The sequence below is a fragment of the Streptomyces sp. NPDC093600 genome (assembly GCF_044764755.1).
Taxonomy (GTDB): domain Bacteria; phylum Actinomycetota; class Actinomycetes; order Streptomycetales; family Streptomycetaceae; genus Streptomyces.
The window spans coordinates 1-14352 of the sequence record NZ_JBIWIU010000012.1 but is presented as its reverse complement, the minus strand read 5'-3'; the positions used below and the strand labels follow the sequence as shown (position 1 = coordinate 14352).

Sequence of the window (14352 nt, the reverse complement as noted above, 5' to 3'; positions counted from 1 at the left end):
GTACGCCGCCCACCGTCCCCGCCCTCACCGCCCGCCGGATCACCCGCCCGTTCCGTGCCCCGGGCCACCGGTGCGCGTCTGCGACACTGGTAGGACCATGCCCAAGCCCGGAGAACTCACTTTCGTCGCGCCCCGCGGAGCCAAGAAGCCGCCGCGGCACCTCGCCGACCTCACGCCCGCCGAGCGCAAGGAAGCCGTCGCCGCGATCGGCGAGAAGCCGTTCCGCGCCAAGCAGCTGTCCACGCACTACTTCGCGCGGTACGCCCACGACCCCGCCGAGTGGACCGACATCCCCGCCGCCTCCCGCGAGAAGCTGCAGGGCGAGCTGCTGCCCGACCTGATGTCCGTCGTCCGGCACATCTCGTGCGACGACGACACCACCCGTAAGACCCTGTGGCGGCTGCACGACGGCACCCTCGTCGAGTCCGTCCTCATGCGGTACCCCGACCGGGTCACCATGTGTATCTCCTCGCAGGCCGGCTGCGGGATGAACTGCCCCTTCTGCGCCACCGGGCAGGCCGGGCTCGACCGGAACCTGTCGACCGCCGAGATCGTGCACCAGATCGTCGACGGGATGCGGGCGCTGCGCGACGGCGAGGTGCCGGGAGGGCCCGCGCGGCTCAGCAACATCGTCTTCATGGGCATGGGTGAGCCGCTCGCCAACTACAAGCGGGTCGTCGGCGCGATCCGTCGGCTGACCGATCCCGAGCCCGACGGGCTGGGGCTCTCGCAGCGCGGGATCACCGTCTCCACCGTCGGCCTCGTGCCCGCGATGCTCCGCTTCGCCGACGAGGGCTTCAAGTGCCGGCTCGCCGTCTCGCTGCACGCCCCCGACGACGAGCTGCGCGACACCCTCGTGCCCGTCAACACCCGCTGGAAGGTGCGCGAGGTCCTCGACGCCGCCTGGGAGTACGCCGAGAAGTCCGGCCGCCGGATCTCCATCGAGTACGCCCTCATCCGGGACATCAACGACCAGGCATGGCGAGGCGACCTGCTCGGACGGCTCCTCAGGGGCAAGCGGGTGCACGTCAACCTCATCCCGCTGAACCCGACCCCCGGGTCCAAGTGGACCGCCTCCCGTCCCGAGGACGAGAAGGCGTTCGTCGAGGCCATCGCCGCCCACGGCGTGCCGGTGACCGTACGCGACACCCGCGGTCAGGAGATCGACGGCGCCTGTGGACAGCTCGCCGCCACCGAACGCTGACCTTGTAGTCTGAGCTCGAACACATCTCCATATTCCGACAGGGGAGCGCCACAGCGCTGAGAGTGCGGTCACCGTAGGACCGCAGACCCTCTGAACCTCGCCCAGGTCATTCTGGGTAGGAAGTTCGGTCGTTACTCGAGCTGTTGCGCCCTGCCCACCCTCGGGTGGGCAGGGCCGCGTCTCTTCCTGGACACACCCAGGAGGAATCTCAGTGAGCACCAAGAAGATCGCCGCGGGCGCGCTCGTCGCCGCGCTGGGCGTCACCACGCTCGCCGCCTGCGGCGGCTCCGGCGACCAGGGCGACAGCCGTGCGCCCAAGACCGTGACCCTCGTGAGTCACGACTCCTTCAACGCCTCCAAGGAGGTGCTGGCCGAGTTCACGCGCAAGACCGGTCTCACGGTCAAGGTCCTCAAGAGCGGCGACGCCGGCGAGGCCGTCAACAAGGAGATCCTGACCAAGGGCTCCCCGCAGGGCGACGTCTTCTTCGGCGTCGACAACACCCTCCTCTCCCGCGCGCTCGACAACGGCATCTTCGTCCCGTACGAGGCGAAGGGCCTCGATCGGGTCCCCGCCGGACTCCGGATCGACAAGGAGCACCGCGTCACCCCGGTCGACACCGGCGACATCTGCGTCAACTACGACAAGAAGTACTTCGCCGACAAGAAGCTCGCGCCCCCGCAGACCTTCGACGACCTGGCCGAGCCCGCGTACAAGGACCTGCTCGTCGTCGAGAACCCCGAGCGCTCCTCCCCGGGCCTCGGCTTCCTCCTCGGCACCGCCGCCCGGTACGGCGACGGGGGCTGGCAGGACTACTGGAAGAAGCTCAAGGCCAACGGCGTGAAGACCGTCGACAGCTGGGAGATCGCCTACAACCAGGAGTTCTCCGGCTCCGCGGGCGGCAAGAAGGCCAAGGGCGACCGTCCGCTGGTCGTGTCGTACGCCTCCAGCCCGCCGGTCGAGGTCCTCTACTCCGAGCCCCAGCCGAAGACCGCCCCCACGGGCGTCTCCACGGGCACCTGCTTCCGGCAGACCGAGTTCGCCGGACTGCTCGACGGGGCGAAGAACCCCGAGGGCGGCAAGCTGCTGATCGACTTCCTGATCTCCAAGGAGTTCCAGGAGGACATGCCGCTGCAGATGTTCGTCAACCCCGCCGCCAGCGACGCGACGCTGCCCGAGCTCTTCACCCAGCACGGCGTCGTGATCGACGAGCCGCACACGATGGCGCCCGAGAAGATCGCCCAGAAGCGTGACCAGTGGATCCGGTCGTGGTCCTCGCTCGTACTGAAGTGACCTGAAGTGACCAGGACGCCCCCGGGAAGCGCGGCGCGGCTCGGCCTCATGGCCGTGCCCGTCGCCTTCTTCGGCCTCTTCTTCGCCTGGCCCGTCGCCTCGATCGTCGAGCGCGGGCTCCGGGCGGACGGGACATGGCGGTTCGGCCGGATCGGCGAGACGCTGACCCGGCCGGAGATCCTCGACGTCCTCTGGTTCACGCTGTGGCAGGCGCTCGCCTCCACCGCGCTGACCCTGCTGATCGCGCTGCCCGGCGCGTACGTCTTCGCCCGTCTCGACTTCCCCGGCAAGGCGCTGCTGCGCGCCGTCGTCACCGTCCCCTTCGTCCTGCCCACCGTCATGGTCGGCACGGCGTTCCTGGCGCTCGTCGGCCGCGGCGGGCTCCTCGACGAGCTGTGGGGCGTCCGCCTGGACACCACCGTATGGGCGATCCTCCTCGCCCATGTCTTCTTCAACTACGCCGTCGTCGTCCGGACCGTCGGCGGCCTGTGGGCCCAGCTCGACCCCCGCCAGGAGGAGGCCGCCCGGGTCCTCGGCGCCTCCCGGTGGACCGCCTGGCGGACCGTGACCCTCCCCGCGCTCGCCCCGTCGGTCGCCGCGGCCGCGCTGATGGTGTTCCTCTTCACCGCGAGCTCCTTCGCCGTCGTCCAGATCCTCGGCGGGCCGGCGTACTCGACTCTGGAGACGGAGATCTACCGCCAGACGGTCGACCGCTTCGACCTCACCACGGCCGCCGTCCTCACGATGACGCAGTTCGCCGCCGTCGGCGCGATCCTCGCCGTGCACGCCTGGACGGTACGCAGACGGGAGACGGCGCTGCGGCTCGTCCCGCCCGAGCGGACCGCCCACCGGCCGCAGGGCGCCGGCCAGTGGACCCTCTTCGGGGGCGTGCTGCTCACGATCGCCCTCATGATCGTCCTGCCGCTCGGCGTCCTCGTCGAGCGGTCCTTCGACACCCCGCGCGGGTACGGGCTCGACTACTACCACGCCCTGCGGTCCGTCGACGCCTCCGGTACCTTCCTCGTACCGATGGCCGAGACCATCGTGAACTCGCTCCAGTACGCCCTGGTCGCCACCGCGATCGCCGTCGCCGTCGGCGGACTCGCCGCGGCGGCCCTGACCCGGCGGGCGGGGCGGTTCGTACGCGGCTTCGACGCGCTCCTCATGCTGCCGCTCGGGGTCTCCGCCGTCACCGTCGGCTTCGGGTTCCTGATCACCCTGGACGAGCCGCCGCTCGACCTGCGGGCCAGCTGGATCCTCGTACCGCTCGCCCAGGCGTTGGTCGGCGTCCCCTTCGTCGTACGCACGATGCTGCCCGTGCTGCGGGCGGTGGACGAACGGCTGCGGGAGGCGGCGGCCGTCCTCGGCGCCTCACCGCTGCGGGCCTGGCGCGAGGTCGACCTGCCGCTCGTACGCAGGGCGCTGCTCATCGCCGCCGGATTCGCCTTCGCCGTCTCCCTCGGCGAGTTCGGCGCGACCGTCTTCATCGCCCGGCCCGACAACCCGACGCTGCCGGTCGCCGTGGCGCGGCTGCTCGCCCGCCCCGGCGAACTCAACTACGGCCAGGCCATGGCCCTTTCGACGATCCTGATGGTGGTGTGCGCGGTGTCCCTGCTGCTCCTCGAACGACTGCGCACCGACCGGGCCTCCGGGGAGTTCTGATGCTGACGCTCAAGGACGCGACCGTACGGTTCGGGGAGCGGGCCGTGCTCGACTCGGTGGACCTGGAGGTCGCCGAGCACGAGATCGTCTGTGTGCTCGGGCCGAGCGGCAGCGGGAAGTCCACGCTGCTGCGGGCCGTCGCCGGTCTGCAGACGCTGGACAGCGGCCGGGTGCTGCTCGCCGGCGCCGACCAGGCGGGCGTGCCGGTGCACCGGCGCGGTGTCGGCCTGATGTTCCAGGACCATCAGCTCTTCCCGCAGCGGGACGTGGCCGGAAACGTCGCCTTCGGGCTGCGGATGCACGGCCTCGGCAGGGCCGAACAGGTCGTACGGGCGGGGGAGTTGCTCGACCTCGTCGGGCTTCCCGGGGCCGGGCGGCGGGCCGTCGCCTCGCTCTCGGGCGGCGAGCAGCAGCGCGTCGCGCTGGCCCGGGCGCTCGCCCCGCGGCCCCGGCTGCTGATGCTGGACGAGCCGCTCGGCCAGCTCGACCGAGGGCTGCGGGAACGGCTCGTCGTCGAACTGCGGCACCTCTTCGGGCAGTTGGGTACGACGGTGCTGGCCGTCACCCACGACCAGGGCGAGGCGTTCGCGCTCGCCGACCGGGTCGTGGTGATGCGGGACGGCCGGATCGCCCAGACCGGGACACCGCTGGAGGTCTGGCAGCGACCGGCCTCGGAGTTCGTGGCCCGCTTCCTCGGCTTCGACAACGTCGTGGCCGCGACGGTGAGCGGCGGCGCCGCCGACACGGTCTGGGGCAAGATCCCCGTCCCGGACGGGACGGCGGAGGGCGCGGCCAAGATCCTGGTCCGTGCGGCCGGCGTACGCCTCGGGGCGCCGGCGGAGGGCCTGCCCTGCACGGTCGACGCCCGTACCTTCCGCGGCAGCCACGTCGCCGTCCTCCTCCGCCCGGCCGACGGCGGCCCGGTCCTGGAGGCCGAGTGCACCCTCCAGGAGGCGCCGGAGGAGGGCGCGACGGTGGGGGTGACGTTCGCCGCCGGCGAGGTCGTGGTGCTGGCGGGCGAACGGGGCTGACCCGCGAGCGGGCGCGGACGGGGCGCGACCGGCGGAGGCGTACGGGGCGGGGTCAGGGGACGCGTACGGGCTCGGGTGCGGGCTCCGGTGCGGGCTCCCGTGGAGGCGCCGCCGACGCCGGGTCGCCCTCCGGGGCGCCGAACCAGGCCACCGCCACCGCGCCCGCGACCGCGAGGACGAAGCCGGTCACCGCGAGCCAGGCGAAACCGGGGCGCGAGGCGTCGCCCAGCCACCACACGCCGATCATCCCCGGGAGCACGGTCTCACCGACCACCAGCGCCGCCGTCGCCCCGTTCACCGACCCGATCTGGAGCGCGACCGTGTGCAGATACATACCGCCGATCCCGGCCACGAGGATCGCGTACAGCGCCGGGTCCGTGAGCAGCGCTCCCAGGTCGAACGGGTCGACACCGTTCAGGACCCGGACCCCGACCCCGAGCGCGCCGAAGCCCAGACCGGACAGCAGACCCGCCAGGATCGCCGCGCTCGCCCCCAGGAACCGTACGACGACCGTCCCGCCCACCATCAGCGCAACCGAGACGGCCAGCAGCCACCAGTGCGTGGCGATCGGGGTGTGCCCGCTGCCCTCCGGGCCGGCCGCGCTCGCCAGCAGTACCAGGGCCGAGCAGACCACGCCGATCGAGGTCCACTCCGCACGGGTCAGCCGGATGCCGAGCAGCTTGACGCTCAGGACGGCCGTGATGACGAGGTTGGCGCTGATCACCGTCTGGGAGAGGAACAGCGGAAGCAGCCGGGCGGCGAGCGCCCCCAGCCCGAAGCCGACGAAGTCCAGGATCGTGCCGACGACGAACTCCCAGGTCATCGCCGCCTTCGCGGTGGATTGCAGGCTCGGCCCGCCGCGCCCGGTGACCTGCCCTGCCGCCTGCGCCGCCGCCTCTCGGCGGGCGGACTTGCGGGAGCCGACGGCCTGGAGCACCGAGCCGGTGCCGTAGCAGATCGAGGCGGCGACGGCGGTCAGCAGTCCTATGAGCACGTGGGGGGCTCCGTTCGCGTACAAGAAGGGGGTCGTTCTCGGTTGGTTCCGGCTGTCAGACGTGGGATCGGGCGCCGAAGTTGCCTCGCGCGGCCACCGGCGTTGATCAACTGGCCTACGCTGCTGCGCGTGGACGGAATAGACGTGGGCAACGGAGTGGTCGGCGCCATCCTGGGGGTCGTGTTCGCCACCCTGTTCCAGCAGTGGACGCAGGACGTGTGGTTCAGGATCAGACGCCGGTCGGCGGGCGTGGTCCGCAGCCTCACCTTCCGGGAGCGGCAGGGGCGGGCCTGGTCGACGTTCTCCCTGGGCCCCCTGCACACCTCCGCCCTGATCGTCGAGGGCGACGGGGACCGTGCCATCGCGCCCGAGTCGATCCACGTCCAGGTCCTCGAAGGGGAGATCGCCCTGCCGGAGGAGATGGCGGGCTGGCGCGACGAGATCGAGGCGGAGGAGGCCCGGGCGAGCGCCGCGGGCGAGCGGGCACCGGTGTGGAACGGCCCGCGTTACGCCGTGGAGAGCCTGGAGGTCTCCCGTACCGCCCTCGACGAGCGGTCCGAGGTCCATCTGAGGCTGCGGCCCACCGACTACTACACCTTCCTCGCGGCCCAGCAGCTCGACCGCCGGCTGCCGGACGGTTCCACACCCCGGTCCCGCTACCTCGACCCCGAGGAGCCGCTCACCGCCCCGGCCTTCCTGCAGTGCAGCTTCGGTGTCAACATCGCCGTGGTCACCTCCGACCACCTGCTGGTCGTGAGCCGGCGCAGCAACCGGGTGCGTATGGCACCGGGCGTGTGGAACTCCTCCGTCAACGAAGGTCTCTCCCGGCACATCGACTCGGCCGGCCGCAACGCCCCCGACCTGTACGCCGTCGCCCGGCGCGGCATGCGCGAGGAGATGTCACTGGAGCCGCACGAGTACACGCTCTCGCTCCTCGCCTTCGTCCTCGACGTCGACAAGCGCCACTGGAGCGCCCACTTCTACGCCAGGCTCGGCGACATGACGGGTGATCAGCTCCAGTCCCGGTTGGGCAGGGGCGTCGCCGACCGGTGGGAGCACCAGAGCATCGAGTACGTCCCCTTCCGCTCCGCCGACGTGGCCCGCTATCTGCTGCGGCCCGACCGGATCCACCGCTGGGCGCCGTCGGCCCCGGCGCTGTTCCACCTCGCGCTCGTGCATGTGCACGGCCGCGCCTCGGTGGAGCGGGCCGAGGCGCAGGCCGTCCGCAGGCTGTAGCGGTTGCTAGACCGCCTCCGCCAGGCGGCGCAGGGCGGCCGGGGCCTCGTCGATCGAGTCGACCAGGGCGATGCGGGCCGCCATCGGACGGCCCGACGCCAGGGCGCGCAGCAGCGGCCAGGCGGGCAGCCGCTCCGTCCAGTGGGTCCGGTCGACCAGGACCATGGGGGTGGGCTCGCCCCGGGACTCGTAGTAGTTCGGCGTGGAGTTGTCGAAGATCTCCTGCACCGTCCCGGCCGCTCCCGGGAGGAACACCACCCCGCCGTCGCAGCGGGCGAGCAGACCGTCCTCGCGGGTGGCGTTGGCGAAGTACTTGGCGATGTGCCCGGCGAACGGGTTGGGCGGCTCGTGGCCGTAGAACCAGGTCGGAATGCCGACCGAGTCGCCGCCCTCGGGCCAGCGGGCCCGCACCTCGAACGCGGCGCGCGCCCACTCGGTGACGGACGGGGCGAACGACGGTGCCTTGGCGAGGAGTTCGAGCGCCTCGTCCAGGACGGCGTCGGCGAGCGGGGCGGTGTACGCGCCCAGGTTCGCGGCCTCCATCGCGCCCGGGCCGCCGCCCGTCGCCACGGTGAGACCGGTGCGGGCCAGCGACCGCCCCAGGCGGGCGGCACCGGCGTAGGCGTCGGTGCCCCGGGCCATGGCGTGGCCGCCCATGACGCCCACGACCCGGCTGCCGGCGAGGAGTTCGTCGAGCGCGTCGGAGATCGCGTCGTCGTGGATGGCCCGGAGCATCGACGCGAAGATGTCGCCGTCGGCCTTCGTGCGCTGGAACCAGGCGTACGCGAGGGCGTCGGGGGTCGCCTCGTATCCCTCCTCCCGCACCCCGGCGAAGAGGTCCTCGGGGGAGTAGAGCAGGGCGCGGTACGGGTCGAACGGAAGGTCCGGTACGGGAGGGAAGACGAGGGCCCCGTCGCCGCGGACCTTGGCCGCGGCCTCGGGCTGCATCTCGCAGCCGAGGAAGACGGCGCCGGTGGTCGCGACGGACAGCAGCGCGAAGGTGTGGTCGGTCAGGTCGAGCGACTGGATCCGGTGGCCGACGAGGGAGCCGCGGGCGACGGCCGCGGCGAATTCCCGGTGGTTGTGGATCTCGCGGTCGTGAGGGCGGGCCATGCGCCCACGATAGGCCCCGGGCGGACGGCGATGCTCAGCAGAGGCCCCGGCGCCCGGCCCCGGCCCGACCCCGCGCCGTGGCCCACGGCCCCAGCCCCCCCGCTACCGGAGCGGCACCGCCGCCAGTGAGGCCACCAGCCAGGTCACGGGGACGAAAACCGCGAGCAGGGCCCCCGCGCGGAGCAGGGCCGCCGTGCGCAGGACCGTGGGCGGGGCGCCGAGGCGCAGGAGGGCCGCGGTCGTGTGCTCCCGGGACTGCTTGGACTCGAGCGCCGTCGTCAGCAGTGTCGCCGTCGTGCAGGCCATCACCAGCGCCGCGCCGAGACCGGTCAGCGGACCGAAGCCGGCCGTTCCCGTGTCGTACAGCGTCGCCGCCGCGAGGCCGCCGGACGCCACCGCGCACACCACGCCGAGCGGGCGTCCGATCCGGCGGGACTCGTCCATCAGGACCCGGCCGGCGAGCAGCCGGGTCGCGCCCGGGCGGACGGCCTGGAGGAGGCGGCCGCACCAGTGGGCGATGCCGGGGCCCGCCATCGCCAGGCCCAGCGCCGTGAGGATCCAGCCGACGAGCACGCCCGCCGGGCTGCCCTCGAAGCGGCCCGGCAGGGGGAGCGCCCCGCCCTCGCCGCCCTGTCCCGCGTACGTCTCCACCGCGAGGCCGACCGCGAGCAGCGCCACCCCCCACGGCAGCCCGGACGGCGCCGCCCTCTCGGCGCCCTCCGGGGTGACCCGCTTCCTCGGCCGCAGGGCGAGCGCGGCCGCCGTCGAGGCGACCACCGGCAGGATCGCGAGCAGGGTGAGCGCCGCGGCCAGCGGGATCGGCCGGCCGGCGGCGAGCAGATCGGCGGCCGCCCCGTCGAACGGCATCCCGGTGATGTCACCGCGCAGGTGCAGGAAGAACAGGAGCGCGACCATCGAGCCGAGCGTGCAGGACACCGCCGTGGACGCGGCGGCGATGGCCGTCAGCCGGGCGGGGCCCAGTCCGACCGCCGAGAGCCCCGGCCGCGGCCGCGTACTGGGGTCCGTACGCGCCACCGCCACCGCGAACTGCACGGTGGCCGCCAGGGGGACCAGGCACCACAGCAGGCGCAGCGTCGAGGCGGCCGAGTCGGCGGGGTGGCCGACGGCGTACCCCAGCGTGCACAGCAGCAGGAACCCGACACCCGCGGCCGCCGCGGCGACGAGGAGCCGTCGCAGCAGGACGAGGGGGTGGGTTCCGCGGACTAGACGGAGAGCGAGCACGCGGTGACGCCCTCCGCCCCGGTCGTCGGTGCCACGGTGCTCACCCGGCGCCCGTCGAGCAGGGCGACCGTGCGGTCGGCGAGGGCGGCCACCTCGGTGTCGTGGGTGGCGAGCAGCACCGTGATCCGGTGCGAGCGGGCCGCGGCGGTCAGGGTGCGCAGCACCTGCGACCCGTCGGCGCTGTGCAGGGAGGCGGTCGGTTCGTCGGCGAACAGCACCGACGGGGTGGTGACCAGGGCGCGGGCGATGGCGATCCGCTGGCGCTGCGACTGGGTCAGGGCGTGCGGCCGCTTGCGCGCGCACATGCCGATGTCGAGTCGCTCCAGCCACTCCAGGGCGGAGGTCCTGGCCACCCGGTGCGAGACCCCGCGCAGCAGCAGCGGCAGTGCGGCGTTCTCCCAGGCGGTCAGCTCGGGGACGAGGCCGGGCTCGGGGTCGATCCAGCTGAAACGATCCCGCCGGAGCCGTTCGCGCTGGGCCTGGCCCATGGTGTGCACGGGGGTGCTGTTGAACCAGACCTCGCCCTGCTGGGCGACCGCCTGCCCCGACAGACAGTGCATGAGGGCCGTCTTGCCGCTGCCGCGCGGGCCGACGAGGGCGAGGATCTCTCCCTCGCGCACGCCGAGGGAGACGCCGCTGAGCACGGTCGTGCCGCCGAGGGCGTAGTGCAGGGAACGCGCCCAGAGCACGTCGTTGTCCGGTGGGGCCATCGCGTACACCTCGAAGTCGGATCGAAGTCGGATCTGATCTCTGGTCCCCCGTGTTCCCCCGTACGGGGGAACGAAAGGACGGGCCTTTGGGTCACTGGGCACCGTAAGGATTCAGATCCGCTTGTACGGACAGCACACGGCCCGGGCCGCCGCCATCCACTCGGATGGCGGCATGCCCGGGCCGGGGTCACGCCGTGAGGGCGGCGTGAGGTCGTACCGGTGTCAGCCGGACGGGATCAGAGCTTGGTCCACGCCTCGGTGAGCACCGAGCGCAGGATGCCTTCGATCTCGTCGAAGGTGCCCTGGTCGGCGATGAGCGGCGGGGCCAGCTGGATGACCGGGTCGCCGCGGTCGTCGGCACGGCAGTACAGGCCGTTGTCGAAGAGCGCCTTGGAGAGGTAGCCGTAGAGCACGCGCTCGGTCTCCTCGTCCGTGAAGGACTCCTTGGTGACCTTGTCCTTGACGAGCTCGATGCCGTAGAAGAAGCCGTTGCCGCGGACGTCGCCGACGATCGGGAGGTCGTGCAGCTTCTTCAGGGTGTCGAAGAAGTTGCCCTCCTGGTCGAGGACGTGCTGGTTCAGGCCTTCCTTGTCGAAGATGTCGAGGTTGGCGATGGCGACCGCCGACGACACCGGGTGGCCACCGAAGGTGTAGCCGTGCAGGAAGGTGTTGTCGCCCTTGTAGAACGGCTCCGCGAGGCGGTCCGAGATGATGCAGGCGCCGATCGGGGAGTAGCCCGAGGTCATGCCCTTGGCGCAGGTGATCATGTCCGGGACGTAGCCGAACTTGTCACAGGCGAACATCGTGCCGAGGCGGCCGAAGGCGCAGATCGTCTCGTCGGAGACGAGGAGCACGTCGTACTGGTCGCAGATCTCGCGGACCCGCTGGAAGTACCCGGGCGGCGGCGGGAAGCAGCCGCCGGCGTTCTGCACCGGCTCCAGGAAGACGGCCGCGACGGTCTCGGGGCCCTCGAAGAGGATCTGCTGCTCGATCTGGTCGGCGGCCCAGCGGCCGAAGGCCTCGGGGTCGTCGCCGTGGATCGGGGCGCGGTAGATGTTGGTGTTCGGCACCTTGTGCGCGCCGGGGACCAGCGGCTCGAAGGGGGCCTTGAGGGCGGGCAGGCCGGTGATCGACAGGGCGCCCTGCGGGGTGCCGTGGTAGGCGACCGCACGGGAGATGACCTTGTACTTGGTGTGCTTGCCCTGCAGCTTGAAGTACTGCTTGGCGAGCTTCCAGGCGGTCTCGACGGCCTCGCCGCCACCGGTGGTGAAGAAGACCTTGTTCAGGTCGCCCGGGGCGTAGTGGGCGAGCCGCTCGGCGAGCTCGACGGCCTTGGGGTGCGCGTACGACCACACGGGGAAGAACGCGAGCTCCTGGGCCTGCTTGTACGCGACCTCGGCCAGTTCCTGGCGGCCGTGGCCGGCGTTGACCACGAAGAGACCCGCGAGACCGTCGAGGTAGCGCTTGCCCTTGTCGTCGAAGATGTAGGTGCCCTCACCACGCACGATGGTGGGGACAGGCGAGTTCTCGTACGACGACATGCGGGTGAAGTGCATCCACAGGTGGTCGTAGGCGGTCTTGGAGAGGTCCTTGCTCACGGCTATCGGGTTCCCCACATATAGGTCTGCTTCTTGAGCTTGAGGTAGACGAAGCTCTCGGTGGAGCGCACGCCGGGGAGGGTGCGGATGCGCTTGTTGATCACATCCAGCAGGTGGTCGTCGTCCTCGCAGACGATCTCCACCATCAGGTCGAACGAGCCCGCGGTCATCACCACGTACTCGCATTCGGCCATGGCAGTCAGCGCGTCGGCGACCGGATCGAGGTCGCCCTCGACGTTGATGCCGACCATCGCCTGCCGCCGGAAACCCACGGTGAGCGGGTCGGTGACGGCGACGATCTGCATGACGCCCTGGTCGAGCAGCTTCTGGACGCGCTGCCGTACGGCCGCTTCGGACAGGCCGACGGCCTTGCCGATGGAGGCGTACGGACGGCGACCGTCCTGCTGGAGCTGCTCGATGATCGCCAGCGAGACGGCATCGATCGTCGGGGACGAACCGGTTCCGGTCCTGGAGTTCGTGCTTTGACTGGCCACAACCCCACTGTGCACCGAGACTCGTCTGTCTTGCAACCCTGAAGCGATGTAATTCGTTGTTTCGGCTCCGCGATCACACTGAATCCGAAGTTGTGAGGCGTCGGGCCTGTCGAAAGCGTCCGCCGAACGACTACTGTGGGGGTGTCTCATCCATCGGGACAGACGAACTCTGAACGACAGGAGGGGTGGCAAGTGACCACCGAGCTGCGCCGGCTGCGTAACTACATCAACGGGGAGTTCCGGGACGCCGCCGACGGGCGGACCATCGAGGTGGTCAACCCGGCCACGGGCGAGGTCTTCGCCACGTCTCCGCTCTCCGGCCAGGCGGACGTCGACGCCGCGATGTCGGCCGCCGCGGCCGCGTTCCCGGCCTGGCGCGACACCACGCCGGCCGAGCGTCAGAAGGTCCTGCTGAAGATCGCGGACGCCTTCGAGGAGCGCGCCGAGGACCTGATCGCCGCCGAGGTCGAGAACACCGGCAAGCCGGTCGCCCTCACCGCGAGCGAGGAGATCCCGCCCATGGTGGACCAGATCCGCTTCTTCGCGGGCGCCGCGCGGATGCTGGAGGGTAAGTCCGCCGGCGAGTACATGGAGGGCCTGACCTCCATCATCCGCCGCGAGCCGGTGGGTGTCTGCGCCCAGGTCGCGCCGTGGAACTACCCGATGATGATGGCCGTGTGGAAGTTCGCCCCGGCCCTCGCCGCGGGCAACACGGTCGTGCTCAAGCCCTCGGACACGACCCCCGCGTCGACCGTCCTGATGGCCGAGATCATCGGCTCCATCGTCCCCAAGGGCGTCTTCAACGTGATCTGCGGCGACCGCGAGACGGGCCGCGCGATGGTCGAGCACCCGATCCCGGCGATGGCCTCCATCACCGGTTCGGTACGCGCCGGCATGCAGGTCGCCGAGTCGGCGGCCAAGGACGTCAAGCGCGTCCACCTGGAGCTGGGCGGCAAGGCGCCGGTCGTCGTCTTCGAGGACACCGACATCGACAAGGCCGTCGAGGACATCTCGGTGGCGGGCTTCTTCAACGCCGGCCAGGACTGCACGGCCGCGACGCGCGTCCTCGTGCACGAGTCCATCCACGACGAGTTCGTCGCCGCGCTCGCCAAGGCCGCGACCGACACCAAGACCGGTCAGCCGGACGACGAGGACGTGCTGTACGGCCCGCTGAACAACGCCAACCAGCTGAAGCAGGTCTCCGGCTTCATCGACCGCCTGCCGGCCCACGCCAAGGTCGAGGCGGGCGGCCACCGCGTCGGCGAGAAGGGCTACTTCTACGCCCCGACCGTCGTCTCCGGCCTGAAGCAGGACGACGAGATCATCCAGAACGAGGTCTTCGGCCCGGTCATCACGGTGCAGTCGTTCCGTGACGAGGAGCAGGCCCTGGAGTACGCCAACGGCGTCGAGTTCGCGCTCGCCTCCTCGGTCTGGACGAAGGACCACGCGCGGGCGATGCGCATGTCCAAGGCGCTGGACTTCGGCTGCGTGTGGATCAACACCCACATCCCGCTGGTGGCGGAGATGCCGCACGGCGGCTACAAGAAGTCCGGTTACGGCAAGGACCTCTCGGCGTACGGCTTCGAGGACTACACGCGCATCAAGCACGTGATGACGTCCCTGGGCTGATCACCACGGTGGGACCAGGCGGGGGGGGGGGGGGGGGCCCCCCCCCCCCCCCGGGGGTGGGCGGGCCCCCGGGGGCCCCCCCCCCATTTTTTAAACGTAATGGGGGGGGGGAGGGGGCGGGCGTTGGGGAAACAAACGGGCCGGGGGC

General features: G+C 71.5%; 12 protein-coding genes and 1 riboswitch. Of the genes, 6 read left to right on the top strand and 6 right to left on the bottom strand.

Going from position 1 to position 14352, the window contains the following annotated elements; genetic code table 11:
- The first annotated feature begins 97 nt into the window (after positions 1 to 97).
- The 4 genes from rlmN (at position 98) to ACIRB4_RS25735 (ending at position 5188) form a co-directional block, all read left to right on the top strand.
- A complete protein-coding gene (rlmN, locus tag ACIRB4_RS25750) occupies positions 98 to 1204 on the top strand; it encodes a 23S rRNA (adenine(2503)-C(2))-methyltransferase RlmN (protein WP_403294543.1) in 1107 nt (368 codons plus the stop codon).
- 29 nt (positions 1205 to 1233) lie between these two features.
- Positions 1234 to 1344: riboswitch (TPP riboswitch) on the top strand.
- Between the two features lie 71 nt (positions 1345 to 1415).
- On the top strand, positions 1416 to 2495 hold the full coding sequence (locus tag ACIRB4_RS25745; protein ID WP_403294542.1) for a thiamine ABC transporter substrate binding subunit: 1080 nt from the start codon (positions 1416 to 1418) through the stop codon (positions 2493 to 2495).
- Between the two features lie 48 nt (positions 2496 to 2543).
- Positions 2544 to 4157 carry an ABC transporter permease gene (locus ACIRB4_RS25740; RefSeq protein WP_403294716.1) on the top strand — a complete coding sequence of 538 codons (1614 nt, stop codon included), beginning with the start codon at positions 2544 to 2546 and terminating at the stop codon, positions 4155 to 4157.
- Entirely contained in the window at positions 4157 to 5188 is a 1032-nt protein-coding gene (locus tag ACIRB4_RS25735) for an ABC transporter ATP-binding protein (protein WP_403294541.1), read from the top strand. Before ACIRB4_RS25740 ends, ACIRB4_RS25735 begins: the two co-directional genes overlap by 1 nt.
- Before the next feature lie 52 nt (positions 5189 to 5240).
- Here the strand turns inward: ACIRB4_RS25735 and ACIRB4_RS25730 are convergent, their stop codons facing one another.
- Positions 5241 to 6182 (bottom strand): hypothetical protein, encoded by a 942-nt coding sequence (locus tag ACIRB4_RS25730; RefSeq protein ID WP_403294539.1) that lies wholly within the window; start codon positions 6180 to 6182, stop codon positions 5241 to 5243.
- A 129-nt stretch (positions 6183 to 6311) separates the two neighbouring features.
- Here ACIRB4_RS25730 and ACIRB4_RS25725 point away from each other — a divergent pair, with 129 nt between their 5' ends.
- A complete protein-coding gene (locus ACIRB4_RS25725) occupies positions 6312 to 7418 on the top strand; it encodes a hypothetical protein (RefSeq protein ID WP_403294538.1) in 1107 nt (368 codons plus the stop codon).
- Between the two features lie 6 nt (positions 7419 to 7424).
- Here the strand turns inward: ACIRB4_RS25725 and ACIRB4_RS25720 are convergent, their stop codons facing one another.
- From ACIRB4_RS25720 to ACIRB4_RS25700, 5 genes are all read right to left on the bottom strand, one after another.
- A complete protein-coding gene (locus ACIRB4_RS25720) occupies positions 7425 to 8531 on the bottom strand; it encodes an LOG family protein (protein WP_403294537.1) in 1107 nt (368 codons plus the stop codon).
- A gap of 102 nt (positions 8532 to 8633) precedes the next feature.
- Positions 8634 to 9773, bottom strand: coding sequence for a hypothetical protein (locus tag ACIRB4_RS25715; RefSeq protein WP_403294536.1), 1140 nt, complete (start codon positions 9771 to 9773; stop codon positions 8634 to 8636).
- Positions 9755 to 10483, bottom strand: coding sequence for an ABC transporter ATP-binding protein (locus ACIRB4_RS25710; protein ID WP_403294535.1), 729 nt, complete (start codon positions 10481 to 10483; stop codon positions 9755 to 9757). Before ACIRB4_RS25710 ends, ACIRB4_RS25715 begins: the two co-directional genes overlap by 19 nt.
- Positions 10484 to 10719: 236 nt before the next feature.
- Positions 10720 to 12099: an aspartate aminotransferase family protein gene (locus ACIRB4_RS25705; RefSeq protein ID WP_403294534.1), complete on the bottom strand. Its 1380-nt coding sequence runs from the start codon at positions 12097 to 12099 to the stop codon at positions 10720 to 10722.
- On the bottom strand, positions 12084 to 12575 hold the full coding sequence (locus tag ACIRB4_RS25700; protein WP_356896785.1) for an Lrp/AsnC family transcriptional regulator: 492 nt from the start codon (positions 12573 to 12575) through the stop codon (positions 12084 to 12086). Before ACIRB4_RS25700 ends, ACIRB4_RS25705 begins: the two co-directional genes overlap by 16 nt.
- Positions 12576 to 12767: 192 nt before the next feature.
- Between ACIRB4_RS25700 and ACIRB4_RS25695 the strand changes: the two genes are divergently transcribed.
- Positions 12768 to 14204, top strand: a complete 1437-nt coding sequence (locus ACIRB4_RS25695) for a gamma-aminobutyraldehyde dehydrogenase (protein ID WP_403294533.1) — start codon at positions 12768 to 12770, stop codon at positions 14202 to 14204.
- The last annotated feature ends 148 nt before the right edge of the window (positions 14205 to 14352 follow it).

Excerpts from the sequence above, each read along its gene's own strand:
- rlmN (WP_403294543.1), top strand. The coding sequence starts at position 98 with ATGCCCAAGCCCGGAGAACTCACTTTCGTCGCGCCCCGCGGAGCCAAG.
- ACIRB4_RS25740 (WP_403294716.1), top strand. The coding sequence starts at position 2,544 with ATGGCCGTGCCCGTCGCCTTCTTCGGCCTCTTCTTCGCCTGGCCCGTC.
- ACIRB4_RS25735 (WP_403294541.1), top strand. The coding sequence starts at position 4,157 with ATGCTGACGCTCAAGGACGCGACCGTACGGTTCGGGGAGCGGGCCGTG.
- ACIRB4_RS25720 (WP_403294537.1), bottom strand. The coding sequence starts at position 8,531 with ATGGCCCGCCCTCACGACCGCGAGATCCACAACCACCGGGAATTCGCC.
- ACIRB4_RS25710 (WP_403294535.1), bottom strand. The coding sequence starts at position 10,483 with ATGGCCCCACCGGACAACGACGTGCTCTGGGCGCGTTCCCTGCACTAC.